Genomic DNA, 26,578 nt, shown 5'->3' on the forward strand with positions numbered 1-26,578 from the left:
GGAAAGAGACATGAAGAAAAAACTGATTACGGCTGCTGCCCTGCTGCTGCTGGTTGTTCCGGGATTGGCCGCGTGCAGCAAGGATACGCCGGCAGCTTCGGATACGAATCAAGGACAGGCTGCTTCTGCAGCCGCCATCAAGCAAGAGGTGACGGCGAACCTGAAGGGCGAGCCGTACACGCTCGATCCGGCATTCGCCTCGGACTCGACTTCGTACTGGGTCATCGACCACCTGTACGAAGGGCTGTACCGCTATGACCAAAACGGCGAGCTGGTCGAGGGCGCAGCGGAAAAAATCGAGATTTCCCCGGACGGGAAGACGTACACTTATCACATCCGCAAAGGGCTGAAATGGTCTAACGGCGATGCGTTGACCGCCAAAGACTTCGAATTTGCCTGGAAGCGGGTGCTGGACCCGAAAACGGCCGCCTATGAACCGTCTGCCCTGTACTACATCGAGGGAGCGGAGGAGTACAACACAGGCAAAGGCCCGCTGGAAAACGTGAAAATCGCCACGCCAGACGACTACACGCTCGTCGTCGGGCTGAAAAACCCGACCAGCTTCTTCCCGAAAGTCGCGATCGGCCGTCCGTACTTGCCTGTGAATCCGAAAGTGGTGCAGGCGGACAAAAACTGGGCAGCGGAAGCGAAAAGCATCGTGACGAACGGCGCTTACAAAGTCAGCGGCTGGGAGCACAACAACGAGCTGACGCTGACCAAAAACGACCAGTACTGGGACAAAGACGCCGTGACGATGGAAACGGTTCATTTCAAAATGGTCAACGACGCCACTACCTCCTACCAGATGTACAAGACAGGCAAGCTCGACCTGATCGACTCGTTGCCGACCGATGTTATCGAGCAGGAAAAAGGCAAGGAAGAGTACAAGACAACGGCTGACTTCGGCGTGTACACCTACACGTTCAACACAGAGGCAGAGCCGTTCAACAACGCGAAAATCCGGCGAGCTTTTGCGCTGGCGATCGACCGGGAAGCGATCACGCAAAACATTACGAAGGGCGATCAAAAAGCGGCCTACGGCTACGTCGCCTACGGCGTGACCACACCGTCCGGCAAAGACTTCCGCGACGAGGCGGCACCGTACTACAGCTACGATCCGGCCGCAGCGAAAAAGCTGCTGGAAGAAGGCATGCAGGAACAAGGCTGGTCGACGCTGCCTGCCGTCACCTTGAAGTACAGCACAGGCGAGTCGCATAAAAAAGTAGCGGAAGCGCTGCAAGAGATGTTCCGCAAAAACTTGGGCGTAGAAATCAAGCTGGAGCATCAGGAGTGGAAAACGTACATCGACACGTACAAGCAAATGAACTTCCAGATCGCGCGCATGGGCTGGACCGGAGCGTACCTGGACCCGCTGGCCGTCCTGGAGCTGTACACGAGCAAGTCGTCGAGCAACTTCACCAAGTGGGAAAATGCGAAGTTCGACGAGCTGATCGAGCAAGCGCGGGTGGAGCAAGATCAGGAAAAACGGACCAAGCTCTTGCATGAAGCGGAGGATGTGTTGATGGCGGAAATGCCGATTATTCCGGTCTACTTTTACACACAAAACTACTTGAACAACAAAAAGATCGAAGGCATTCGCTACAGCGTGACGACAGAGCCGGACTTCCGCTGGGCGAAAAAGGTGGCGGAATAAGCGCGCCCGCCGCGCCTGCAAGACAAGATTGATTAAAGGAGCCTCCTGCTTGCTTGCGGGAGGCTCCTTGCTGTCTGGGCGATTTTGCGGCGAAAAACGACGATGTTGTGAAATAGTGTTTTCCTCCTGGAAAAATGCGGGTAATATATAGGTAGATAGAACCCTATGCGAGAACGTTGCATGAGAGTACAGGGTGTGAGGAGAACGAATGATGATGGATACGTGTTTCAAATGCGGAAGCAAAATGAAGCCGAATGAATACAGTTGCCACGTCTGCGGCGAAAACGAAATGGAAGACTACCGGATGATTCGCAACTACGTGCGAAGCTACCCGAATTCGAATGCGATGCAAATTGCCAATGCGACAGGTATCTCCGTGTCCAAAATATTGCGCTACATCAAAAACGGCTCCTTGACCGTGGTCGACAACCAATCCCGCAGAGGACGGCGTTTTGAATGACGAGGAAATGGACGAACAGCCCGCAAGCTGCAACATGCGCCAAGCATGTGAGCGTGCGGGCTTTGTTGCGATTGAAAAAGTGGAGCTTCATCTAAAATTGTAAGAACATGCTACAAGTAGTGAGCAGCTTAAAATATGTCACCGTGTTTGACCTAAATGTGCCCCCGAAAATGGGCTGTTTTTATTTTACAAGCATATTCAGGAAATGTACCAAAAGCCCGTACATCGCAAAGGGACATTAGCGAAGGCAGATCGACAGAAAATTGTTCTCGGGAATGAGTATGATGTGCAGCGCATGCTTTATTCGTTAATCCGTCCTATTTTCCCTGAAGCAAGAGTTGAAATTTATGAGGACGGGGGATATAAAAGCTATCGCTATGATATTTTTTTTGATGATTATGAAACGGTTATCGAAGTCAAATGCTCCCGTCCATCCATGCAGGAACGTGAACTCCACCGAGCAAATCGGATCTGATGCTTTTCACTATCAAGAAAAGTACATTTACTTCTTTATCTACGATAAGCATAGAGTAATAGCAAACGTCGATGCTTTCTCCAAAGCATATAGTAAATCGCTGGATACACACGAAAAGCAGATCGAAACAATTATTATCCAGCCCATTTCTTTTTAGAACACGATCCAAGTTCGTAAAAAATAGCAAAGCTCCATATTATGAATAAAGGCACCCAGGATTTTATTTTCAGATTTAAGGGTAACGTTTGCCCAACGTCAAGTAGACAGTGGAAGAAGAAAAGATCTGACACCAATCATTTGGTTATGATTGGTGTCATTTTTATGCGCAGATTGTTGAAGAGAGTGCCGGTATGAGCAAGCCCCCATTTCGTTGAACACTAAAAAGCTTTGGACTGCAAGCTGACGTCCGGTACTCATTGGCTTCAGCTATTGGCCTAACGGACGGATGAGTTTTTCCAGTTGATTAGTAGGATTGGGGCCTGACCGCATACATGTGAGCGAGCTTTTTTATGCTTTTTACACCCAGCGCAACCCTTTCGGATAGTGATTTTTCAACAGGCCCTCCGATTGCTTTCCCCAGCCGATGGAAAAGCCGTCTACGGCGACGAGTGTCCAGCCGTTCGCTCCGTCCCGGGCGAGCGCTTCGCCTTTCAAATAGCGCAGCAGGTCGGGATCGTCCGCGCTGTAAGCGGCGACGCGGGCAGCCTCAGCGGGCGTGATGGCGAGCGCGAGCGCATGGGCAGGCTCCAGCCGATTTTTTTTCACCGTACCGAGATGCAGGCCGACGCGCGCGACCTTGAGCTTGTCCCAGTCCATTTCCGGGATGGGCGAGTAGTACAGTTGCTCGCCAAACAGGACAAAGGCGGATTCGTCGGCAAATGCGTCTGCGAGCTGCGGCATCGCTTCCTTGGCAAAAGCGCGCCAGGCAGCCAGCGCTTCCTTGCGTCCGGCGGGAGCGGCGGTTTTGGCGGCCCGCTTGTCCTTGCGCTTGCCAGACGCTGCGATTGGGGCTGCGTTTGCATCGGCGCTTTTTTGCAGCTTGGCGAGGTAGTGGCCTTCGCCTTGCAAGCGATGCGGCCACAGGCGCGCAGTATCGCTGAGCGCTTCGCAGGCGGGATTGGCCCAGCTTGGCTGACCGGGAGCGAACCATTCCGGCTGCGGCAGCGGGACGATTGTAAATTCCGGATGGCGGGCGAGAAAATCGACGAGAGACTGCTCGTTTTCCAGCGGAGCGAACGTGCAAGTGGAGTAGACGAGCGTTCCGCCCGGCTTGAGCATGGCGCTGGCGGCGTCGAGAATGTCTTGCTGCATAAGGTGGCATTCCGTCACTTTGTCCGGCGACCAGTCTTCCACCGCTTCCGGCAGCTTGCGGAACATCCCTTCGCCGGAGCACGGGGCATCGACGAGAATTTTGTCAAAAAACTGCGGAAAACGCTCCTGCAGCCGCTCCGGCGTCTCGTTGGTCACGACGGCGTTTTTGACGCCGCAGCGCTCCAGGTTTTCCGCCAACGCTTTCACGCGAACCGGGTGAATTTCGTTGGCAACGAGCAAGCCTTCGCCGTTCAGTCCCGCAGCGAGCTGAGTAGACTTGCCGCCGGGAGCCGCGCACAGGTCGAGGATGCGCTCGCCCGGCTGTGCGTCGAGCGCCTCGGCGGCGGACATGGCGCTTGGCTCTTGCAGGTAGTACAAGCCCGCCGCGTGAAACGGATGCTTGCCGGGGCGGGCTTGCTCGCGGTAGCGAAACCCGTTTGCGCACCAGGCAACCGGCTCCAGCGCAAACGGGGAGAGCGAGAGAAAACGCTCGCGCGCGACCTTGAGCGGATTGACTCGCAAGCCGTGCGTGACGGGCTGGTCGTAGGAAGCGATGAACGCTTCGTATTCCTGTTCGAGCAGGTTTTTCATTCGTTCGGTGAAAAGTCCGGGTAGATTTTGTGTCATAAACGCCTCCGTTGTCAGATTTTGGCCGCATGTAAAAGGAAAAGCTAGAATCATGGCGAATCATAGAAAATGAGGTGAGAGCTTGTTATGAAGGGATCCCGTGCAGAACGCTACCGTTCCCGGCGGAGGAACGACTCGGAAGTCAGCCGATTTTGGATCATGGGGTTGCTTTTCTCACTGCTGGTGCTCGCTTTTGAATTCTTCATCGAAATTCCCGCCGATGCAGAGTGGCTTGTCGATATGGAGATGGCCTTGTTCTCGGCCAGCTTTACGTTGCTCGCTTTTTACCTGCTCGGGCTTACCTTTGCCTTTTCCCGCCACCAACAGGCAGGGAAGATCAATCACCAGATCATCATCTATGTATGGTTGGGAGCGATCTTGTTTCACCTTTTCCTGCTCATCAGCAATTTGTCCAATCAACATGTGTACAAAGCAGGGATCATTTTATTTTTAGGGCCTTTGTTTTTAACTGTCTACCATTTTATCACGTACTTGTCCGCTTTGCGCGAGGAGCGTGAGGAGCAGGAAGCGGCCACGGCTGCTTCGCTGGAGCGCACGGCTTACCAGATGATTCTGGAGGGCGGCAAGGTGTACAGCGAAATCAACCGGTTAAAAACAGAGTATCCGGAAGTGGACCAGATGCTTCGCGCCAACGACTTTCACGATAGATTGGAGCGCTACGCCCTGGAGATGCAGCAGTATTTGCAGGTGAAAAACTTCGAGCGCAAGGACGTGGAGCTGTTGGAGGGGCACTACTATTTCTTGGAAAATTTGCTGAGTCTCGCGAAGCAGCACCCGGGGATCATCGAATCTCGCGCGTATTCGCACCGCGCAGACAAGTAAAGCAAAAAGGAGAGGGAAGCAAATGTTTTGGAAAAAGGACAAAGGACTTGCGGAAAAAGAGACAGCAGCGGCAGCAGTGACACCCTTGGCAACAGAGAGCGAAGCACAGCAGCAAGACGCGTGGAAAAAGGAACTGCGCGGACTGTACGAACAGATAGGGGCGATCATTTCCCAGCACAATGAGGTAAATGCTCAACACGACGGGCTTGCCCGTCTGGCCACCCAAATGAAAAACGTCGTGGAGAAAATCCAGGCCATCAACGAAAAAGACGACGAGTCTGCCAACCAGCTCTCCGTGCGCGGAGAGCGGCTGACCGTCATCTGCAAAGATTCGGTCGAGCGCTCGGAGGCGGGCAAAAAGGCGATGACCGAAGTGGTCGATGTGATGAGCCAGCTAGAAAAAGAATCGACGAACACGTCCCGCTCGATGAGCCGGCTGGAAGAACGCTCCTCGGAGATCACGAGCATCGTCAAGGTCATTAGCGATATCGCCAACCAGACGAATTTGCTCGCGCTGAATGCCGCGATTGAGGCGGCGCGCGCAGGCGAGCAGGGACGAGGCTTCGCAGTCGTGGCGGACGAGGTGCGCAAGCTGGCAGAAATGACGGCGAACTCGACGAAAACGATTGCCGAGCTGATCGGCAAAATCCAGGAGGAAACAAAAGAAGCGCTCGCCAACAGCGAGAAGAGCGGCAACGCGATCAAAAACGGACTGGCGATCAGCAAGGAAGCGTCCGAAAAAATGGACGGAATCGTGCGCGCTTTCCACGAAGTCAACGAAGAAGTGGCAGGCGTCATGCAGATTATCCAGCAGCAAAAGCGCTTTGCCGACGAGGTGTCCAGCCAGGTCAATGCAGCGCGCGGCCTGTTGGACGACCTGAACGAAGATTTGATCGGCCACGTAAAAGAAGCGGGCGTCGTCGACCAGCTTTTGCAGAGCAGCCTGAAAGAAGTCAAAAAAGTATTGTCCTAATAAAATTATTCCTCGACAAAGTGAAACGGAAAGTCCCTCCCCGCAGTCTTAATGGGTGAGGGACTTTTTTGTGCAGCTAAGGCTAGGTTAATCGCTTGGCACAGCCGAGTTTTTTAGCCGAGGCGAGAGCTTCGCCGGGAGAGAGCGGCTAGCCCACCCGTTCTAGTACGGGTCTACTACAGGCAATGGCTGCTCCAGCATGTAGCGATACACAGGCACCTCATCTCCGGCTTCGACCGGAATGAAGTTGAAGGTGACATAGCTGTCGACCGATTCCGGTTCCAGGGCGAGTGCAATGAAGTTGGCGTTTGGCTGGGCCATGCTGAATACATAGCTGCCGGCCGGGAAAGTCTTGGTCGTCTTGGTCACATTGGTCGTGACTTCGTTTGTAAAATGCCCGTTTTCGTACGTCGTGTTTACTTTGTTTTCGCTGACGGTGTAGCGCTCGACAGGCACGGTTGTCTCTTCGGACAGCTTGCTTACCTCCACGCCGAGCTTTTTCAGCTTGGCTGCCACGTCGTGATAGGCAGCAGGCATGATGTAGGCGGTAGGGCGTTCGCGCTCCAGCACGGGGTAGGCGTCAGTCGAGCTGACCCAGTCGATGGGGACCGACACTTTTTTGGCCTGTGCCACGTCGACGACGACCAGCGACTGATTCGGGATGAGTTTGTTTTCGCTCGTGATGACGAGTTTGTCGTCGTCGTTTGCTTTTCTGCCTTTTTCGGTGACTTCCTCGCGGGCGCGGGCGACGGCTGCCTTGATCGCATCGGCATGGGCGGCGGTGGACTGGATGATGGCGGCGTGCGTGACGGCCTGGCTGTAGACGCGACGCTCAAAATCGGCCCGTCCGATGCCGATGCCGCGCGTTTCCACGAGGAAGGTCAACGTATTTTTCAAACCGAGCGCATTGCGCCCGATGCGCGTCTCCGTGCTGCCTTCCGTGGCGGTCACCTTGCCGTCCTTGCCTTTGGCGAGCGTGAAGTAGGCGTGGTGGAAAAGCTGCTCCTTGTCCAGCGCTTTTTGCGCATCGGCCAACAGGAGCGAGTCGGACAGCTTGCGCAGCGACTCGGGAATATTCAAGTTTTTGGCGGACGAGATCAGGACGTCATAGGAGGAGATTGCGCCCTTTTCCCCGACGTGGGCAAACTGGCTGTAGTTGACGCCGTATTCGTGCGCGTCGAGGATCACGTCTGGCTGAAACTCATTGATCGCCTGATGTACGGCTTGCACCTCGGGATACTCGACCTTCATGTAGTCGCGGTTGGCATCCAGATCGGTAGCGATGTAGCGCTTGAACTGGTAGGAGCCGTCCGGGTTGAGCCGGGGGACGATGGCGACGTTGACCTTGTCGAGCAAATCGGCGCCGAGCGCGTCTTCAGCCAGCCATTTGGCGATGACGAGGGCGGATTCTCCGGCGGCAGGCTCGTTTCCGTGAATTTGCGCTTGCAGCCAGACGAGCGGCTTTGTCTGGTTTTGCTTGACGGTCGTCATGTCTTTGCTGAACAAAAGGAGCGGGATGTCCCGTCCCTCCAGCGAGGTTCCGATCGAAACCAGCTTGGCGTGCTTGCTGGTTTCTGCCAACTTGCTTATGTATGCCAGCATTTCTTCCTGGGTAGTGAAGGCGACCTTTCCTTTGGCAAAGCCAGGGGTGCCGAAATCGAGCTGCGGGTCGGGGAACAGACTTTTGACCTCTGCAGGCTGTACATAGCTTGGGCCGAGGCCATAGTACGGAACAGGAGCGTCCGTCTGGGCAGCGTGGGCGGTCGGCGGCGCCCAGGGGAGTGCAAAACCGCTTGACAAAAGCGACACGGCAAGGGCAGCAGATGTGATGCAACGTACCTTCTTGGTCATAGGTTCCCTCCACGGATCAACAGAGAATGGTTGTACATTCTTAAAATATCAGATAATTTAAAAAATAATAATCGCCCTCTTTATTCATTTTCACAGGAGAGAAAGCGGGACTTCCGTGTGATTCGCCATGAATAATATGGTATCATTTTCATATTGATACAAAAGTTTACTGTATTCAAACAAGTGAAATGGAGGAATTTTTCTTCAGGACAGGGGGATGACATGGTCAGAAAAATCAGCGTTTTGCTCCTTTTGATGACGGCCATCGCCGTATGCACCTTTATTCCCGGCCCGGCTTCTGTCTCAGCTTCCGCTACTGTGCCGCTCTGGCAAAAGCCCGCCGAAAAAGAAACGACCAGCAAGCCAAACGGCGCCACGCACAAAAAGCGAGAGTTTGTGTTTGGCGACGGAGATGTGTACTGGAGCCAGCAAATTAGCGGCAAGAAAAATGCGAAGCCATACGTTATCACCGTACCGATTCAGGGCAACAGCCAAAACATGATGTTCCGCTACCGGGCGTACAACGAATCGAAGCAGCCATTTTGGCAAGCCGTGACGCTGGATCAGGTCAAGACGCTCCCGCTTGCTGCCGGGTTCGTCGAAACAGAGGGACGATACATTTGGCTCGGCATGCCGATCGTCTACGTCGACAAGGGCCGAGGCACGATTGAAGAGCATCCCGAGCTGGCGCTGCCGATCCAGGTCAAACAAAGCGCAAACGGCGTCGTGCTGGAAATCAGGCTGCCGATCAAGGCGGGCTATATGAGCGAGATGTGGGCGCTGGAATCGAGGGAACCGCTCGTGCCGTGGGGCGAGCAAGCGATTGACCAAATCTGGCTTGCGCTCGATGTCACGCAAAACGCAAAGTGGCTGTATGACGGCTACTACTACAAAAGTCCTTCGACCTACGAGCCTACTTCCGCGAACGCCTATTGGCGGATTCCCGAAAATTACGTCTTGCGCTCCTTTTTGTACACGGGAGGCAGCAGGGCAGCGCGCAACATGGGATATGTGATGTTGAAAACAAGCTTGCTCCAGCAGGAGCCGGAGGGGTACTGGAAGACGCTTCCCCGTTCGCTGTGGCTGAGCGAGGACTACGGGATTCCGGACGGCTTTTACGATACGCGCTTTAACACGGGAGCAGCGGACTTGATGCTGCGCGGATGCGTCCAGTACGCGGAAGAGTCGTTTTGCCAGGCGGCGCAAAAATACGGGGCGTATTTTCAAAGGCATGCGGCGAGCAACCATTATGTCGTGAATGGGATTCAGTCGGGCTGGCTCGTTGCCGATTACGCTTCTGCGAAAAATCCCGCCGCCCAGACGCATGTCTCGCTCAACCACCAGTTGGCTGAAATCAATTTTCTGTACAGCAGCTACCTGCAATTTGGCGATCCGACCGACAAAGACCTGGCAGACCTGATGCTCGCGGGAGTTGTCAATCTGGGCACCCGCTGGCTGTTGGCAAACGGCGATTTGCACTACGCCTATTTTCCCGACGGCACATTCGGGAGAGCGGACTACCCGTACCTGACCTACAACGATCTGGTCGAAACCCAGCGGCTGTACCGTCTGCTCCACGGAACAGAGGAGCAGACGATTGCCCGGCTTACAGCGAGCAAGCTGGCCTGGATGCAAAAAAACAACGTCGCTTACAGATAAAAAGAAAAGGCTGCTGGATCGCTCGGTCTGATATTATCCCCTTTGAGTAGACAGTGAAAAAAGCCCAAGCATATTGGCTTGGATGGTACACTGATACGTGGAGGGGATCAGTCGCTTTGCTTTGACTTTTGCAGGGCGAACAAGGTCAAAAAGCTGACCGCCTCCCGCAGCTCCACGCTCAAGCGCCCCGCGATATCCGGTGTGATGCCTTCCTTGTACACCGGCTCCTCCGCGAGCAGCGCGAAGCCGTTTTCTGCGGCAAGCTGCTTCGCCTCCCAAGGCATCATCGTGTTTTGAATCGTGTTTTCCTCGTACAGCCGCCGATAGCTGTGGGCGCGAGGTCCTGCTGTCGGACCCAAAATGCCGATGACGAGAATGCCTCCCGGCGCGAGTACGCGGCGCAGCTCCAGCAAAGCTTTCAAGGGGGCGGGCGTAAATTCCACCACGTTAATGGACATCACACCTGCAAACGTACCATCTGCAAACGGCAGCTTGCTGATATCTGCTGTCTGAAACTGAACATTTTCCGGGAAATGCTTTTTCCGTTCCTCGGCGAGACGAATCATTTCCCCGGCAATGTCGACCCCCTCCACTGTATAGCCGTGCCCGGCCAGCTTGCAGCTTGCATAGCCATCCCCGCAGCCAGCGTCCAGAATCGGTCCCCGTCCGGGGGCGACGTGCCGCATGAAAAACGGGAGGATCGTGCTGCGGCTGCCTTTTTCCCACATCTGCTCACTGCGTTTGTGCCAGTCGGCGGCAAACGAATCCCACTGCCTGGCTGCTTCTTGACTCCATTGACTTGACAACCTTCCCACCTCCTGCTCGGATTTGCGCTGCCTTTATTGTACCAAGCGGGCGCTCGAATGCGTACTTTAATCGGTGAAAGCGTTTGAGCGTTTTCGCGTTATTCCGTGTTCTTGCGCGAGGAAGCGCTTCCAATGTAATCTCAAAATAACGACAAAATAATCCCAATAAACCAAAAAGTAATAATAATTGAAAAAGAAGGAAAGCGGAGGGGTAGGCAAATGAGCAACACCGATTTTTTTCCGATTCAGGACTGGGACTATCTGGAGTTTTACGTAGGAAACGCCAAGCAGGCGATGCATTACTTCACCAAGGCGTTCGGCTTTGAGCCAGTCGCGTATGCCGGGCTGGAAACAGGCTCGCGCGAAAAAGTGTCCTACGTGTTGAAGCAAAAGCACATGACTTTTGTCATCAGCGGCGCTCTGACGCCTGACCACCCTATCGCCGAATTTGTGAAAAAGCACGGCGATGGAGTGAAAGACGTCGCCCTGCGCGTGGACGACTGTGAGCAAGCGTACCGCGAGGCTGTATCCCGCGGCGCGATTCCGATCATGGAGCCGACCGAATACACGGACGAATTTGGTACCGTGAAAAAAGCGGTGATCGGCACATACGGCGAAAACATTCATTCCTTCATCGAACGGAAAAACTACAACGGCCCGTTCCTGCCCGGCTATACCGCCTTCGAGTCTTCGGTAAAAGCCGAGAGCACCGGACTGATCGGAATCGACCACGTCGTCGGAAACGTGGAAGTCATGGACGAATGGGTAGGTTATTACCAGCGGGTCATGGGCTTCACGGCGGTGCAAAACTTCAGCGAGGACGACATTTCCACCGAGTATTCGGCGCTCATGTCCAAAGTGATGCAAAACTGTACAGGCCGCATCAAGTTCCCGATCAACGAGCCGGCGGAAGGCCGCCGCAAGTCGCAAATCCAGGAGTTTCTGGAGTTTTACAAAGGTCCAGGCGTGCAGCACATCGCGATCTTGACCAACGACATCATCGAAACCGTCTCGAAGCTGCGTGAAAACGGCGTAGACTTCCTCACCGTGCCGGACACGTACTACGAAGACTTGAAGGAGCGCGTAGGCGAAATCGACGAGGATATCGAAGCGCTGAAAAAGTTGGGCGTGCTGGTCGACCGCGACGATGAAGGCTACCTGCTGCAACTGTTCAGCAAGCCGATTGTGGACCGTCCGACGCTGTTTATCGAAATCATCCAGCGCAAAGGGGCACGCGGCTTCGGCAACGGCAACTTCAAGGCGCTGTTCGAGGCGCTGGAGCGCGAGCAGGAGCGCCGCGGCAACCTGTAACGCTTCGTTTACACGCATCATCTGGAAACTGGAAAAGCCGTCTGTTGTGCGCCGAACGTGCAACAGGCGGCTTTTTTGCGTGCGGGAGGGCGAACAAGCAGAAGCAAGCGTGCATGCCGCCGGAAAATCTGTGCGTTTGCGCCCGCGATGCTCGGCTTTTGGGACGGTTGCTTTTCGCTACAGGGGGGCTTGAGTGTACCCTCAGACAAATTTTCCTGTTCTGCTTACTCTGACAATTCGCTTGACCGCTTCTTCGCCCGCTGGAGATAATGGAGCAAAGGGCAGCCGCTTGCCGGATTTTCGAGCGGGCCTGGAAGTGTGCGAAGAGGGTGAGCCGATGAACATGTCTTTGATGATACCACTGGCGGAGCGGACGGCTGTTTTGATCGTAGCCGCTTTGCTGTTTACGCGGGTGCGGGCTTTCCGCAGCATCTTGAACCAGCAGGCGACCTGGCGGGAAAAGGCCGTGATGGTGTTCATCTTTTCCGCGATTTCGATTCTCGGGACGTACAACGGCATCTGGTACCAGGACGCGATCGCCAATTCCCGCGTCATCGGCACGGTAGTAGCCGGATTGCTCGCAGGCCCATGGGTCGGGCTGATGACGGGCCTTGTCGCTGGCATACACCGCTATTCGCTTGGCGGCTTCACCGACCTGGCCTGCACGATCTCCACGATCAGCGAAGGGGTCATGGCCGGACTGATTTACCAGTTTCGCCGCAACCGCAATCAGGAGATCGGCTGGACTACCGCGCTGGTCGTAGGCTTTTTGGCGGAATGGATGCAGATGGGGATTATTTTGCTCGTGGCCCGGCCGTACGAGGACGCGCTTGCACTCGTGCAATCGATCAGCATCCCGATGTCTGTCGTCAACTCGCTCGGCATCGCCATCCTGATTATCATTATTGACCTGGTGAAAAAAGAAGAAGACCGGATCGGCGCACTCCAGGCGCAGCGGACTATGCAGGTCGCGGATAAAACGCTGTCCTATTTGCGCGAAGGCTTGACCTATGAATCGGCGAAAAAGGTGGCGGAGGAAATTTTGCGCACGACGCGGGTAGCCGCCGTCGCGATTACCGATACGCGCTGCGTGCTTGCCCATGTCGGCGCAGGCTCGTCGCACCACGTGGTGGGAGAAGGCATCTCTACCAAGGCGACCAAGGAAGTGCTGGAAAGCAAAAAGCTGATGATCGCCCGGACAAAAGAGGAGATCGGTTGCATGGAGACGAGTTGCTCCTTGCGCTATGCGATTATCGTCCCGCTGATGCGCAGGCGGGAGGTCGCGGGCGTGCTCAAACTGTACCAGGATCGCTCGCGCATGCTCTCGGCCGTCGATCTGGAGCTGGTGCGCGGCTTGGGCAACCTGATTTCTACCCAACTGGAGCTGGCCGAGCTGGAAAAGCAGTCGCGGCTGCTCGCGGACGCGGAGATCAAAGCGCTGCACGCGCAGATCAACCCGCATTTTTTGTTCAATGCGCTCAATACGATTGTGTCTTTCATCCGCTTCCGGCCGGAGCAGGCGCGCGAGCTGCTGATTCATCTCGGCGAGTATTTTCGCCGCAACTTACACGACTCCAGCGGCTATGTCAGCCTGGCCGGAGAGCTGGAGCACATCGAGGCGTATTTGGCGATCGAACGGGCGCGCTTTGGCGAAAAGCTGCACGTGGAATACGACATTGAGGCCGGGGTGGAACGGTACACGGTACCTGGTCTGATTCTTCAGCCGCTTGTGGAAAACGCGGTCAAGCACGGGCTGCTCCCTAAGCGCGCGGGAGGCACGGTCAAGATTCGGGCGAGAAGAGTCCAGCACGATACGCTCGAACTGACCGTGGCGGACGACGGGGTCGGGATGGACACAGACCCGTTTTTGCTCGCCCAGACGCAAAAAAGCGATCGGCGCCGTCTGTCGGGAATCGGCCTGTCCAACGTGAAAAACAGGCTCGCCTCGATCTACGGCGAGCCTTATGGAATCGTCATCGAAAGCAGCGCGGGGAAAGGGACGACGTGTACGATACAATTGCCAATAGGAGTGAGTAGCAGTGCTAAAAGTGTTCATCGTGGATGACGAGGCACCGGCGCGGGAGGAACTGCGCTATTTGCTTGCGCAGTTTCCCGATGTGTCGGTAATCGGGGAAGCGGCCAGCGGGGAAGAGGCGATCGAAGCCGTCATGCAGTTGGAGCCGGATGCGGTCTTCTTGGACATCCACCTGCAAGATCGGGATGGCGTCGACGTGGGTCAGGAGCTTCTGGAGTCGATGGTGCGTCCGCCGGTCATCATTTTCGCGAGCGCCTATGAAATCCACGCGGTTCGCGCTTTTGAAACAGAAGCGGTCGATTACATCGTCAAGCCGTTTAGCGAGACGCGGCTGGAAAAGACGATGAATCGCGTCCGTAAGATGCTGCACGCGCAAAAAACGCGGGCCGAGCCAGCGCGCTTTTCCGAGGAACAACTGCAAAGCCTGCTGCAAACCGTCCTGGCCGATCAGCAGCCGCGGCGTGTACCTGTGGAAAAAAACGGAAAAATCATACTGATCGACCCGAACGAAATCGTCTTCGCCACCTTGGAAGGACGTTACGCAAGCATTTACACCGACTGCGAGCAGTACGCCACCAGCTTTACGCTGCAGGAGCTGGAGAGCCGCCTGTCGCGCCAGCAGTTTTTCCGGACGCACCGGGCGTTTATCGTCAATTTGGCAAAAACGGCTGAGCTGGTTCCGTGGTTCAAAGGCTCGATTCACCTGGTCATGCAGGACAGCCGCAAGACAGAGGTGCCCGTCAGCCGCAACGTGGTGAAGGAGTTGAAAAAGCGGCTGGGCTTTTAGCCGGGGCGGATATTTTCCCGTTTGCGCCGAGCATGCGTTGCCACAGTCCCAGCCGGAAGCTTTTTGCCGATGCCAAAAACCCGTCTCCCGCACTAGGATACGTGCTGGTTGACGGGCTTTTGGCTTTGGGAGCGGTTACAGGAGTGGTGGTCCGCAACTGCCTCTCTTCGCAAAAATGGAAGAGAGGCAGTTGAAAAGCAATCACGCTACCCGATAAAGTATTTCAAGGCGAACAGACCAATCACCACGAACACAGTGCAGATGGAAAAAACTTTGATGCTTTTGACCGTTCTCTCGATCATTTCGATTTCTTTTTGGCTGTATTTCATAGCGTCGCGAATCTCCCTTCAGGTTCATCATTCTTGTGGAAACTTTGGTTTAATACTGTAGTCTATTGAGGAGGCCGTAAAGATCGAAGATTATACACTTTGCCAAAGAATCCTTAAGGCTGCTATTGCTGATCTGGACAGAGCATTCCTTGACTAGAGTTTTCTCGTTTTCTCAACGAAAACAATTGAACCCCAGGACGAGGATGACACAGAATGGTCCGATAACGATGCAAATAATTATCTGAACAGCGTTGATTGTGAACCGCATGAATTTTTCTCGCTTATTGAAAAATACAATGAGTTAGCCGCAATTCTTCAACAGAACAAAAACATCTGGACAATAACAAAGCCCCGATTGACTCGGGGCTTTATTATATCTATATTGTTACATAATGCACATTATCGGGACCTATTTAGATGTTGTATCCGCTTCAAATTCCTTAAGACTCTTATACTGTACTTTTTCAGCTTTCTTGCCCTTTTGGTTGTCCTCTTTTACCAGTGTCCATTGATCCTTATCTCGTTTATACACGTAAAGGTGGTTAGTTCCACTGTCTAGTGATTTATAAAGAACAATAGCCTCAGACAAGTCTTTTTTCAGGAATAGCCCCGGCTCAAAGTCTCCCTGTTTTTGTTTCTTTAAGACGTCATTAAATATTATCATAAAAAGTGTAGTGGATTCATCTTTTCCTAATCCATAGTCTGTTTCATGAAGGCTGTAGTATGTGTAGTCGGATTGGTTGATTTTAAATGTTTTAATTGCATCATCATATGTTTCTGATAATTTTTTTTGTACTTCATTTTTGGCATAAATTTCATATTCCTGCTCTATTTTTAACGAGTCTTTTGCGTAAATGTTTGTGTATCCATAAAAGAGTGAAGCGGCACACATTGTTACAGCAAGGGTAACCATTACTTTTTTCATTTCAAGATTCCTCCTTAAATTTACATTCCAGGATGGGTTTTAGAGTGGCTGTCTCTATCTTTGATGCCACTAGGAGCCCCACCTATGAATATTTCACCAGCATTGCTTACTCCCCAAGTAGCTGGATCTCCTTCTTTACCACTTGTCCATTTTAGTTCAGAAGGACTTTTTGCTTCATATGCATCATCAGTGAGGTAACTTCCTCCATCTAACGTTACCCACATTTGATGATAAATGGCTTCATCACTGGCTCTTGAACCAGAAGCGGTTATCTTTGAGGTTATATTAACTTTGTAGTAATTGGCACTAGCGTTGCATAAAAAATGCGTTCGTAATTTGTCGAAGTATTCTGAATGACATTTTCAGCTACACAACCAAAAACGGCAGCAACCAAGCAAAAGGTAGCCACTGTCCATTTGGTAGTTTTATACATTTATTACAATCGTGATAACAGCAACCAATACCTAATTCCTTTTCTGTCGCCCTCTGGATGTTCGTTTGGACTGGTAATTCATTCTACCTATCCATTGTTCGAACGTTTGCCAAAGAAACACTTTTAGCCATCTCCTGATCTGCAACAAGCTGTGCTGACTGTTTTGTTCCAGTTTGACAAGGAGCAACAGGCAGTAGGCAATGAGTGCGAGTAATACTTGGTTTCGTACCGCATTTTCACTCGTTCCATAGAAGTTCTTGATCTTTACATGCTGCTTTATCCACTTGAAAAACAGCTCAATTTGCCAACGCCAACGATAGATGTCGCTGAGTTCTTCTGCTTCCAGGTCGAACCGATTCGTAATGATTCGAATGAGATTTCCCTTCGAATCAAGCGTTTCAATGAGTCGCAGCACGTTATCTACCCGCTTTTGAGGCGTTCCAAGAAGGATCATGGAATCCGATAAAACGGAGCTTTCCAAGGGGATTTTGAATTCATAAAGATGACGGATTTCGGCGTTATCTTTTAGACGAGAAGCGAAAAAGATGCCTTTGTCCGTGTATTCATCAAATTTTTCATAATCCACATACCCTCGATCAAAGACGTACATCATACCGATCTCATCAATCAACGATTCCATTTGAGTGCGGTCATTGGACTTGGCACCCGTGATGGTTATTTTTTCAGGATACACATCCCCCTGGTCGGCAAAGACGAGACGAAGATGAAGTTTGATGCCAGCCTTGGTTTTACGGAAAGTTGCCCATTTGTACTTCTGCAAACACAGCCCAATCGTTGTAGAATCAATGATTTTCATGTCTTTTCGAAGGGAATACGTGTTGCCCGAGTGTCTCTGAATTTGCCCTACAAGGTCAACAAATATTTCTTCAAGCAAAGCTGGATCTACTCGATTGTTTTTGCGACTAAGCTGAGCGGGACTAATCGACGACAGTCCTAACTCTCGCTGGAATTTCTTTGATAAAACATCATCTGCAATGGCTCGGAGTCCTTCTCGTTGCTGAAGTTGAGCATGCAAAAACAGGAGTAGATATGCTTTGGTCGTTAACTTTTTCACGTACTTGTCCTGATCCGTTTCGTCTATCCGTTGTTGAAATTTCACAATATTAATGGGTGAAATGTATTTACCAAATGAAGAAAATAGGGTATTCTTGTCCATGGTCTATCCTTTGCGTTGGATTTGGACAGGAACTACCTGACCTTTCCAGTGTAAAGGATTTTTTTATGCCTGAGAACACTTGAACGCTGAAAGTTATGATGATTTTGAATGGTATGAAAAGATTAATGCAACGCTAGTGAGTAATTGGAGAAGTTTGAAAAGCTAACTAGTGCATCTGCAGTGACACTTGACCAAGCTGCATAAACTGGAACTGCAAGTATTGTGACAGTTGTAAATGCAGTAGCCAAAATAGTTATCGTTTTTTTGTTAATAACCATTTTACTACCTCTATTGCAATATATTTACTGTTGATTTTAGCAAAAATTGTAAAAAATTCAACAAAATTCCGCGATAAATTGGATAATTGTTCTTTTTAAACAAGGATTTTGTAGAAAATTAGTCCCGATATAGCCAACGCGAATAGCCCGATCAACGTCTCGATCCGGCTAAATCTCTTTCCTACCTTTATTACGAATCAGAGGGAGAAAGGTTTCCGTAATTGTATGCGTTTTCACTCAAGCAGTTATGTTGCATCTCGTGCTTGTTTTTGTACCGTTCAGCCATTTTTTGTTTAGGCCATGCCCTCCTTCGTGATACCTTGTGGTAAGATGAATTGCCTGAATTTTTAATTATTAAAAGAAAGAGAAAAGGAGGCGGATCGAATGAAAAAATGGCTTCTCTCCCTCCTGATTTGGGGCGGGATTGCCGCTTTGGGTGCGGTTGGCTTTGGGATCATCGCGCTCAGTCGCGGAGAGTCAGTCAACTCGTTCTGGTTGCTGACTGCTGCATTTTGCACTTATGCCGTTGCTTACCGTTTTTACAGCCGTTTTATTGCCAGAAAAATTATGGGGCTTGATGACAATCGGGCCACACCTGCAGAAGTAAACAACGACGGAAAAGACTTTGTACCGACGAACAAATGGATTTTGTTCGGGCATCACTTCGCCGCGATTGCCGGAGCGGGGCCGCTGGTAGGCCCGACCTTGGCGGCCCAGATGGGGTATTTGCCGGGGACGATCTGGATTATCGTCGGGGTCGTGATCGGCGGAGCGGTGCAGGATTTCGTCATTTTGTTCGGCTCCATGCGCCGCAACGGGAAAACGCTGGGACAGATCGCCAAAGAAGAGATCGGTCCGGTTGGCGGCGTGCTCGCCTTGGTCGGAATCATTGCGATTATGGTCATTTTGATTGCTGTTTTGGCGATGGTCGTTGTAAACGCTCTCGCGGAGTCTCCGTGGGCTACCTTTACGATTTTCATGACGCTGCCGATCGCTGTGTTGATGGGGCTGTACATGCGCTACATTCGCCCAGGCCGGGTAATGGAAGGCTCGCTGATCGGTCTGGCGCTCTTGTTCTTCTCCCTCTGGCTGGGACAGCTTGTCGCGGCTTCGCCAACGTGGGGCCCTGCTTTTACGTTCAGCAAGGTGCAACTCGCGTGGATGATTATCATTTACGGCTTTATCGCTTCGGTTTTGCCTGTCTGGCTGCTTTTGGCGCCGCGCGATTACCTCAGTTCGTTTTTGAAGGTCGGAACGATTGCCGTGCTGGCCGTAGGAATCGTGCTGACGCTGCCACCGCTGCACATGCCTGCTCTGACCAAGTTCATTGATGGGACGGGTCCTGTGTTTGCGGGCAACTTGTTCCCGTTCTTGTTCATTACGATTGCCTGCGGGGCGGTATCCGGTTTCCACGCGCTCGTCTCGTCCGGTACGACGCCGAAGATGATCGCCAAAGAATCGCATGCGCCGCTGATCGGCTACGGCGGGATGCTGATGGAGTCCGGCGTGGCGATCATGGCGATGATTGCAGCGTGTGTTCTGACGCCTGGCGTTTACTTTGCGATCAACTCTCCGGCGGCCGTTATCGGCGTGGACGCTGCGGCAGCCGCTTCGACCATTACCGGCTGGGGCTTTACCGTCACGCCTGACCAGTTGACGACGCTCGCCAACGACATCCAGGAAAAGACCGTTCTCTCCCGGACAGGCGGCGCTCCGTCGCTGGCGATCGGGATGGCGACGATCTTCTCCGGCATTTTGGGCGGAAAAGCGCTGATGGCGTTCTGGTACCACTTCGCGATTTTGTTTGAAGCTGTTTTCATCTTGACCACGATTGATGCGGGAACCCGCGTAGGGCGCTTCATGGTGCAAGACATGCTCGGCAACGTCATCCCGAAAATGAAGCAGGTCAACTGGCTGCCAGGGAACCTGATCGGCTCGGCGATCATCACGTTCGGGTGGGGCTACTTCCTGCTGCAAGGCGTGATGGACCCGCTCGGCGGCATCTACACCTTGTGGCCGCTGTTCGGAATCGCCAACCAGATGCTTGCTGCGATTGCCTTTACGGTCGGCACGACCTTGATTTTCAAAATGGGCAAGGCGGCCTATTCGTGGGTCACGCTCGTTCCGATGGCTTGGCTGACAACGGCTACGCTGACAGCAGGCTGGCAAAAGCTGTTCCATGCTGATCCGAAAATCGGCTTCCTCGCCCATGCGGAAGCATTCCAAAAGGCACTGGATGCCGGAACGCTGCCGAACGGCGTAAAAACGATTGAGGCCGCGCAAAAAATGATTCTGAACGACCAGATTGACGCAGCGGTGTGCGCGATCTTCATGGTCATCACGATCGGCATTATCCTCGACGGGGCGCGCGTGTGGATCAACATCCTGCGCGGCAAGCAGTATCCGCTGTACGAGTCGCCGTACATCCAGTCCAAAGGGCCTGTGATTGACGGAAAAGGACACCATGTCGCATGAAACGAAAGCTGAGAGAGATGCGTAAGGCGCTGCGGCGGGTCAGCTCGGCGATCAAAACGGTTTTCGGCATGCCGGACTACGATCGCTACCTCCAGCATTGGTACGAAACGCACGGCGCTCCAGGCATTTTTCCGATGACCGAGCGCGAGTATTACATGTACGCCCTGCGCGAACGGTTTGAAAAAGGCGGAGTGACGCGCTGCTGCTAGTTCGCTCAACAACAAAGGGTGCCTCGACTGTCATTAGCTGACGGGCGGGCACCCTTTTTCACGGGGGAGCAAGGCGCAGAGGGCGCGTTCGGGCAGCCAGGCTATTGCGCCGCATCGGCTGTTCCATATCGCTGTAGGCGGTAGCAAGCTGCACAGTTTCTGCCTGGACAGGTGTTTTTTCCAGAAAAAGCAAAACGAGAAAAGGCACGGGCAGCCGGAGCATGACTCGTTTCCTCGGAAAATCCCTCTTGACGGTGTTATTTCTGGGACGAATTTTCGGCAAAAACGTTACAGTATTTTCCAGATGGCAATTCAGGCAATCCGCTTGCTTTGCGTGTGGTGTAACCGCAGGTAAAGTATGGTACACTAAAAAGAAAGTCAAGTTTTAGGTGGCGATATGCGTGCAAGCATCAACTCTGGCGGCGCTAAAAGAGCTGGCTCTGCAATGCGCCCGTTCAGCGGGTGAGCTGAGTCTGAAACGAATGAAGGAGCCTTTTACCGTCGAATATAAGACGTCTGCCTCCGATCTTGTCACGGCCGTAGATAAAGAAGTGGAGAAGCATGTCGTCAACATGATTTTGCAGCGGTTTCCGGATCACGGGATTTTGGGGGAAGAGCGCACCTTTGCGGAAGACCCTGCCAAGTACGAGACGCTGTGGGTCATTGACCCGATTGATGGTACGACCAACTTTGTGCATCAGCAGATCAATTTTTCCGTTTCCATTGCCGTTTATCATAAGGGAGAGGGCCTTGTCGGCGTGGTTTACGATCCTTCGCGCGACGAGCTGTTTTACGCCGTAAAAGGCGAGGGAGCGTATTTGAACGACCGCCCGCTTCGTCTGGACCGCGCAGTCAGCCTGGAAGAAGCGCTGTTGTGCACGAGCGTTTTTTGGAACAAGCGCGCCGAGCAGATGGGCATTGATTTGATCGTGAAAAAGCTCGCCGGAAAAGTGCGCGGAATGCGTCTTCTGGGCAGTGCCGCGCTGGAGATGGCGTACGTTGCGGCCGGAAGACTGGATGGGTACGTGAGCCTTTCGCTCAACGCGTGGGATTTCGGGGCCGGGCGAATCATCGTGGAAGAAGCAGGCGGCCGGGTGACGACAATGACGGGCACACCGTTGCCCTACGACCAAAAAAGCAGCGTGATGGCCTGCAACCCGACCTTTTATGAGGAACTGCAACATTACCTGAAATCCGAAAATACGGATGTACCGTCATAAAACGAACAGGCACACAGACAAAAACCTGCTGGATATGGGCATCCGGCGGGTTTTCCTTTTAGGCAGGGCAAAATGGGGCAGGATGGTTGCCAGGCGCATATGCTATCACAGCATAGCCAGACGACGAAGAGCAACTGCGTTTGGCACGAAGTCGGCTTGTCCCAGAAGGAGGGATAAACATGACGCTGATCGGGGAAAGTGTCCAGTTGATCTTGCAGCACCAGGCGAGCACCGGAGCGTATCTCGCTTCGCCCGGTTTTGCTCACTATCAATATGCGTGGTTGCGGGATGGAACGTTTACGGCATACGCGATGAATCGGATCGGCGAGCATGAGAGCGCCCGCAAGTTTTACCGATGGTGCGATTTTGTGATCCGAAAGCATGAGGCAAAGGCAAGAGCGGCCATTGCAGCAGCGAAAACAGGAGCAGATGCGGGCAAGGACCGCTTTTTGCATACGCGCTTTACAGCAGACGGAGAAGAAGTGGCAGGCGAATGGGGCAACTTTCAGCTCGATGGCTACGGGACATGGCTGTGGGGGCTGGCGGAGCATGTACGGATGAGCGGGGAGCATGATTTGATCCAACAACTGAAGCCTTCGATTGAGCTGACCATTGATTATGTCACAGCGTGCTGGCAGCTCCCTAACTTTGATTGCTGGGAAGAGGGCGGAGAGCGAATCCACCCGGTAACGCTGGGCGCGATTTATGCCGGAATCAAAGCGATGGAGCCTTATTTGCCCAACCGTGCTTCCGAGCTGGCGCGGCTAGGCGAGACGATTCGCCAGTTCATACGGGAGCATGGCACAGCCCACGGGCGATTTATCAAATCAGTGGGCGATCAGGCGGTGGATGCCAGTCTGCTCTGGCTGGCTTTGCCGTACGGGGTGGTCGCGGCGAATGATCCGCTCATGCAAAAAACGGTGCAAGCTATCGAAAAAGAGCTGCGCGCAGGCTATGGCGTGCATCGGTACCCGACTGATACGTATTACGGCGGGGGACAGTGGCTGCTGTTAACGGCCTGGTTGGGCTGGTATTACGTGCAGACGGGTAGGCGCGAGGAAGCAGAGAAGATGCTCGGATGGATCGCTTCCCAACGCCAGCCGGGCGGCTTTCCGGAGCAAGTGCAGGAGCATTTGCTGTCGCCTGGGCATTACGAGTCGTGGGTCGAAAAAGAAGGCAAACCAGCCGTGCCGCTTCTCTGGTCGCATGCGATGTTTCTGGTTTTGGCAGCGGAGCTTGGTGTGCAGCAGTAGCCACTTTGTCATGAAGCAGCCAGTTGCCGATATGGAAACGGTGACTGGTTGTGTTGTTTCCTTTCCTATAAAAAAATGCCCAATGAGTTATAGTCATGAATGTAGTCTTGGACAATCTGTGCAACGATGGCCGACTTCGTAACAGGAATATCTTTGAGATAAAATGTTTCAGACTTTAGCGTGGAATGAGACGATTCGATCAAGGCATTATCAGCAGGTGTACCTTTACGGGAAATGCTCATGGTAATGCCCTTTTACTTTACGGCTTGTTGATACGCATTAGATGTATAAACGAAGCCTTAATTTCTGTGCAAAATGCAGTTCGTCATTACAGGCAATGATTCAACGTATCTAAAACCAAAGTTGTATTTTGTTAGACTCTAATACTGTATGCGATGACTTCGCCATACAAGAACAGGCAGGAGCTTGCTGGTCATTCGGTTAACATTAATGACGGGCTCGGAAACGAATGACGCCAGGATGCTAATCTACAGAGGGCTGAAAAGTCTGTTAATAACCAAATTGATGAAAGGGAATCGATGACTTGGGGGCAGTATATATGGCTCGGACAAGCAGGTATAAGCGGAAGCTCATGTCGCGGCCAACTCACTGCAGGATTTCTTTGAATTGAGGTAAAGTCTGCCTTTACTGGGGGGCTTAGTTTTAATTGAATAATATTTCTCATTTGTAAAATAAAAGGAAAATGTTGACAAGTAATTATTTTAGGTATATTATACCTCATGTAAATGAAGTTATTTACATGAAAGGTGGATATTTACAAATGAAAAAAAGAATCTTAACAACAGCTCTAGCCACTCTGCTATCTTTAGGAGTGATTTCACTTCCAAATAACAATGTGATAGCAGCTTCTGCCGCAACAAATAATCACACTTTTTCTCAGAAAATTTATGACATTGATACAGGGTTTCCTGTTGGGGAGATAAAAACTAGTGTTTCTAGCAATACTAAAGAACTTTCTGATGGAACTAAAATAGTTACTCTAAGTAAAACTGTTACTATCAGTGGTAATAATCAAAATAACAAAACAAAGAAGAGTGTCGATACTATTAAAATAACTCCTAATGGTGAATATTTTATTAATGGAAAAAAATTATCTAAAGAAGAATTGAGTAAACCGCTCATAAATAAAGTAAGCTCAAAGGCGCAATCTGGCGGGCTATCTTGGCTTACATCTTATAATGAAATAAATAAAGACTATTATGTTTTACGATCGTATCCCGATGCTGATTTCTGGCTTGACAAAGGAATTGGTAAACAACTTACATGGTACACAAAAGGAAATTATAAGGTTTCCGACTTTAAGGCATATGCAAACACTGTTAGCAGTTGTAGATCATCTCTAATTACACTTGGTTCAACATTACTTGCTGAACTAGGTGTAGCTGTTCTTACTGTAGAAACAGTAATCGGAACAATTTCTGCTGGTGGTGCTGCTGCAATTACTGCTCGCGAAATATACAGTCAAAGTACTACTGCTCATGAAGCAATGGCTAATGCGTACTCGATCTTGGAAAATGCTTACTAATATTAACTTTGGAGTAACTAGAGAAGGAGTTATCCTTCTCTAGTTACGCTTGTAAACTATCGGCACTTTCTCAAGAGACTTTATGGTTTCTACGGCTGTAATTAAGTTAAAACTCGTCATTATCGAGGAGGGATTTAATTTGAATGTATCCGTGGTATTAAGTATTTTAGTTCTGTTATTATTTGTATATATTTTCATTAAGAAAAAATACAAAAGTAAAAATGAAAAGATTGGATTAATTGTTATTTTTATGTTATTACTATTTGTTTTCATAAAAACAATTATTTCATAAATTTTAATCAAAGCTTGTAATGCTTTTTTAATCACCTCTCTAAAGGTTTAATGGATACTCTATTTTAGAAGTACTGTGAGTCATAAAAATTGCCACAGACATACTTCATCGTACAATCAGTTATTTTGTATGGACTAGAGGATAAAGTAATTTGGCTAAACGTGAAAGGTGAAAATGCTGAACCTTTTAATGGGTAATAAATTCATTTAAATTAAAGCCCCGGTTCCGTAGGGTTTTTGTTGTTTCTTCCTTAAAAGCAAAAGTAGTAATATTTTAGAGAAGGTGTATGGATAGGAAAATTTGGCTGTTAGTGCAAAGGGCAGGTGCGGCCATCTTTTTCTTGCTTTTCCGCCAAGCAAGCGCTAACATATGATACTGATAACCATTATCACGAAATGCTGATGTCCATCCAAAGAAGGTGAACCATATGTCCATTGCCAAAGTCATTCGCGAGCGCCGCTCGATTAAAAAGGGCTATAAACCGGATGCCGTGCCGGAAGAACTCGTACTGGAACTGCTGAATGATGCGGTGTACGCACCGAACCACGGTTTGCGTGAGCCATGGCGCTTTTTGTTTGTGCCGTCCGAGAAAAAGGAAGCGTTTGTAGAGAAGCTGATTACTGTCTATCCGGCGGAAACGCACCCGGCGCGCCGCGAGATGTACAACCAGCCAGCCGCTTACCTGATCGTCATCATGCCGGAAGACCCGCGGCAAAAGCAGTGGGAAGAAGACTTCAGCGCCGTTTGCGCGCTGATTCAAAACTTCCAGCTCCTGGCCTGGGAGCGCAATCTCGGCGTCGTCTGGAAGACCAACCAGCACAACTGGGACCCAAAAGCGCATCAGCTTCTGGGCGTGGCGCCAGGCGAGAAGATCGTCGGCTTTTTGCACCTCGGCTTTTTCGACCAGGAAGACGTGCCGGAAGCTCGCCCACGGACGCGGGCGGAAGAGAAGTTTACGCGGTTTGAATAAGGGCTGTTCTAGCAAAGACATCGGCTAGGCAGATTAGAAAACTTGGCTGCGCCAAGCCACTGGCGAAGCCTTCGTTGCCCTTATACTGGACAAGAATCTTATCCATTCTTATCTGTACGTGAAAAGCGAGGCCCACAGGGTCTCGCTTTTTTATCAACAAATGTTTGCCAATCACGCTTTTGGACCTGCTACTCCCCTTTACCTCGGCCCACTGCTCAAATGCTCATGAATCAGCTTCCACTCGCCAGCCTCCGTTTTGACAAACACATTCGTGGCCCGTCCGCTCCCGGAGACGAACTCGCCGTTGTAATAGCCTTCGTACCGGTACGTGTACAGACAGGTCGCGGAGTGCTGGTCGGCGCTGATCCACTGCACGTCAGTCGCGGCGTACACTTCTTCCTTGATGACGTTCCAGGCGTTTTCGAAGTAGCTGCGGATTTCAGGCAGCGAGGTGCAGGTCTTGTCTGAAAACCAGTAGACGGCCTGCGGGTGCAGCACCTTTTCCACGTTTGAAAAGTCGTGCGTGTTCGTAGCGGCGATGTATTGCTCCAATGCTTGCTGATAACCCATGGCGAACATGACCTCCCCGACAAAATTCAGAAAATACGGCTTCTTTTTTGTATTGTAAAGGATTTCCTGATCGCGTACCAGACCATGAAAAAAAGCCCGCCCGATCTAG

The 26,578-nt window shown here is 51.7% G+C and carries 24 protein-coding genes and 1 pseudogene; 16 read left to right on the forward strand and 9 right to left on the reverse strand.

Translation table 11 applies throughout. From position 1 onward, the window contains the following. Positions 1-10: 10 nt before the first annotated feature. The 4 genes from M655_RS07455 (at position 11) to M655_RS28030 (ending at position 2,746) form a co-directional block, all read left to right on the forward strand. The gene (locus M655_RS07455; RefSeq protein WP_005831573.1) at positions 11-1,654 is read left to right on the forward strand and encodes a peptide ABC transporter substrate-binding protein; all 1,644 of its coding nucleotides are present in this window, start codon (positions 11-13) and stop codon (positions 1,652-1,654) included. A gap of 211 nt (positions 1,655-1,865) precedes the next feature. Then, complete coding sequence (locus M655_RS07460; protein ID WP_005831571.1) at positions 1,866-2,114, forward strand: hypothetical protein; 249 nt, start codon at positions 1,866-1,868, stop codon at positions 2,112-2,114. Between the two features lie 205 nt (positions 2,115-2,319). After that, entirely contained in the window at positions 2,320-2,589 is a 270-nt protein-coding gene (locus tag M655_RS28025) for a PD-(D/E)XK nuclease domain-containing protein (RefSeq protein WP_353505624.1), read from the forward strand. Beyond that, on the forward strand, positions 2,513-2,746 hold the full coding sequence (locus M655_RS28030) for a PD-(D/E)XK nuclease domain-containing protein (RefSeq protein ID WP_353505637.1): 234 nt from the start codon (positions 2,513-2,515) through the stop codon (positions 2,744-2,746). The genes M655_RS28025 and M655_RS28030 overlap by 77 nt, the downstream gene beginning before the upstream one ends. Positions 2,747-3,105: 359 nt before the next feature. On the opposite strand, the gene M655_RS07465 is transcribed toward M655_RS28030, so the two are convergent. Then, positions 3,106-4,527: an RsmB/NOP family class I SAM-dependent RNA methyltransferase gene (locus M655_RS07465; RefSeq protein WP_026557829.1), complete on the reverse strand. Its 1,422-nt coding sequence runs from the start codon at positions 4,525-4,527 to the stop codon at positions 3,106-3,108. An 87-nt stretch (positions 4,528-4,614) separates the two neighbouring features. Between M655_RS07465 and M655_RS07470 the strand changes: the two genes are divergently transcribed. Together M655_RS07470 and M655_RS07475 are read left to right on the forward strand one after the other, a co-directional pair. Continuing rightward, positions 4,615-5,370 (forward strand): hypothetical protein, encoded by a 756-nt coding sequence (locus tag M655_RS07470; RefSeq protein ID WP_005831565.1) that lies wholly within the window; start codon positions 4,615-4,617, stop codon positions 5,368-5,370. Between the two features lie 22 nt (positions 5,371-5,392). Continuing rightward, entirely contained in the window at positions 5,393-6,343 is a 951-nt protein-coding gene (locus M655_RS07475; protein WP_026557830.1) for a methyl-accepting chemotaxis protein, read from the forward strand. A gap of 162 nt (positions 6,344-6,505) precedes the next feature. Here M655_RS07475 and M655_RS07480 read toward each other — a convergent pair whose 3' ends face one another. After that, entirely contained in the window at positions 6,506-8,194 is a 1,689-nt protein-coding gene (locus M655_RS07480) for a M14 family metallopeptidase (protein WP_026557831.1), read from the reverse strand. Positions 8,195-8,416: 222 nt separating this feature from the next. On the opposite strand from M655_RS07480, the gene M655_RS07485 reads away from it, so the two are divergent. Continuing rightward, entirely contained in the window at positions 8,417-9,853 is a 1,437-nt protein-coding gene (locus M655_RS07485; protein ID WP_026557832.1) for a hypothetical protein, read from the forward strand. 107 nt (positions 9,854-9,960) lie between these two features. On the opposite strand, the gene M655_RS07490 is transcribed toward M655_RS07485, so the two are convergent. Further along, positions 9,961-10,659, reverse strand: a complete 699-nt coding sequence (locus tag M655_RS07490) for a class I SAM-dependent methyltransferase (RefSeq protein WP_025843846.1) — start codon at positions 10,657-10,659, stop codon at positions 9,961-9,963. Between the two features lie 219 nt (positions 10,660-10,878). Between M655_RS07490 and hppD the strand changes: the two genes are divergently transcribed. The 3 genes from hppD (at position 10,879) to M655_RS07505 (ending at position 14,792) form a co-directional block, all read left to right on the forward strand. Further along, a complete protein-coding gene (gene hppD, locus M655_RS07495; protein WP_035423065.1) occupies positions 10,879-11,970 on the forward strand; it encodes a 4-hydroxyphenylpyruvate dioxygenase in 1,092 nt (363 codons plus the stop codon). A 337-nt stretch (positions 11,971-12,307) separates the two neighbouring features. Continuing rightward, positions 12,308-14,035 (forward strand): sensor histidine kinase, encoded by a 1,728-nt coding sequence (locus M655_RS07500; RefSeq protein WP_025843847.1) that lies wholly within the window; start codon positions 12,308-12,310, stop codon positions 14,033-14,035. Beyond that, positions 14,010-14,792 carry a LytR/AlgR family response regulator transcription factor gene (locus tag M655_RS07505; protein ID WP_005830346.1) on the forward strand — a complete coding sequence of 261 codons (783 nt, stop codon included), beginning with the start codon at positions 14,010-14,012 and terminating at the stop codon, positions 14,790-14,792. Before M655_RS07500 ends, M655_RS07505 begins: the two co-directional genes overlap by 26 nt. Positions 14,793-14,998: 206 nt before the next feature. Here the strand turns inward: M655_RS07505 and M655_RS07510 are convergent, their stop codons facing one another. From M655_RS07510 to M655_RS07520, 3 genes are all read right to left on the reverse strand, one after another. Beyond that, positions 14,999-15,121 carry a hypothetical protein gene (locus M655_RS07510; RefSeq protein WP_007778933.1) on the reverse strand — a complete coding sequence of 41 codons (123 nt, stop codon included), beginning with the start codon at positions 15,119-15,121 and terminating at the stop codon, positions 14,999-15,001. Positions 15,122-15,530: 409 nt separating this feature from the next. Then, complete coding sequence (locus M655_RS07515) at positions 15,531-16,046, reverse strand: hypothetical protein (RefSeq protein ID WP_005830345.1); 516 nt, start codon at positions 16,044-16,046, stop codon at positions 15,531-15,533. A 464-nt stretch (positions 16,047-16,510) separates the two neighbouring features. Beyond that, entirely contained in the window at positions 16,511-17,656 is a 1,146-nt protein-coding gene (locus M655_RS07520) for an IS4 family transposase (RefSeq protein ID WP_005837477.1), read from the reverse strand. Between the two features lie 662 nt (positions 17,657-18,318). Between M655_RS07520 and M655_RS07525 the strand changes: the two genes are divergently transcribed. Both M655_RS07525 and M655_RS07530 read left to right on the forward strand, forming a co-directional pair. Further along, positions 18,319-20,409, forward strand: coding sequence for a carbon starvation CstA family protein (locus M655_RS07525; RefSeq protein WP_026557834.1), 2,091 nt, complete (start codon positions 18,319-18,321; stop codon positions 20,407-20,409). Further along, positions 20,406-20,618, forward strand: a complete 213-nt coding sequence (locus tag M655_RS07530; RefSeq protein WP_005830341.1) for a CstA-like transporter-associated (seleno)protein — start codon at positions 20,406-20,408, stop codon at positions 20,616-20,618. The genes M655_RS07525 and M655_RS07530 overlap by 4 nt, the downstream gene beginning before the upstream one ends. Before the next feature lie 58 nt (positions 20,619-20,676). On the opposite strand, the gene M655_RS07535 is transcribed toward M655_RS07530, so the two are convergent. Continuing rightward, complete coding sequence (locus M655_RS07535) at positions 20,677-20,841, reverse strand: hypothetical protein (RefSeq protein WP_007778940.1); 165 nt, start codon at positions 20,839-20,841, stop codon at positions 20,677-20,679. 178 nt (positions 20,842-21,019) lie between these two features. Here M655_RS07535 and M655_RS07540 point away from each other — a divergent pair, with 178 nt between their 5' ends. Together M655_RS07540 and M655_RS07545 are read left to right on the forward strand one after the other, a co-directional pair. Further along, positions 21,020-21,838: an inositol monophosphatase family protein gene (locus tag M655_RS07540; protein ID WP_007778946.1), complete on the forward strand. Its 819-nt coding sequence runs from the start codon at positions 21,020-21,022 to the stop codon at positions 21,836-21,838. Positions 21,839-22,017: 179 nt separating this feature from the next. Beyond that, entirely contained in the window at positions 22,018-23,091 is a 1,074-nt protein-coding gene (locus M655_RS07545; RefSeq protein ID WP_026557835.1) for a glycoside hydrolase family 15 protein, read from the forward strand. 65 nt (positions 23,092-23,156) lie between these two features. Here M655_RS07545 and M655_RS07550 read toward each other — a convergent pair. Next, positions 23,157-23,518 (reverse strand): annotated as a pseudogene (locus M655_RS07550) (integrase core domain-containing protein); the annotation flags it as partial. A gap of 354 nt (positions 23,519-23,872) precedes the next feature. Here M655_RS07550 and M655_RS07555 point away from each other — a divergent pair. Further along, positions 23,873-24,637 (forward strand): hypothetical protein, encoded by a 765-nt coding sequence (locus tag M655_RS07555; protein ID WP_005830335.1) that lies wholly within the window; start codon positions 23,873-23,875, stop codon positions 24,635-24,637. A gap of 719 nt (positions 24,638-25,356) precedes the next feature. Then, a complete protein-coding gene (locus M655_RS07560; protein ID WP_005836576.1) occupies positions 25,357-25,899 on the forward strand; it encodes a nitroreductase family protein in 543 nt (180 codons plus the stop codon). Between the two features lie 198 nt (positions 25,900-26,097). On the opposite strand, the gene M655_RS07565 is transcribed toward M655_RS07560, so the two are convergent. Next, a complete protein-coding gene (locus tag M655_RS07565) occupies positions 26,098-26,469 on the reverse strand; it encodes a YybH family protein (protein WP_026557837.1) in 372 nt (123 codons plus the stop codon). Positions 26,470-26,578: the final 109 nt, after the last annotated feature.

Origin of the sequence: Brevibacillus sp. NSP2.1, assembly GCF_000470975.2 — a bacterium.
In the GTDB taxonomy this organism is placed as follows: Bacteria; Bacillota; Bacilli; order Brevibacillales; family Brevibacillaceae; genus Brevibacillus; species Brevibacillus agri.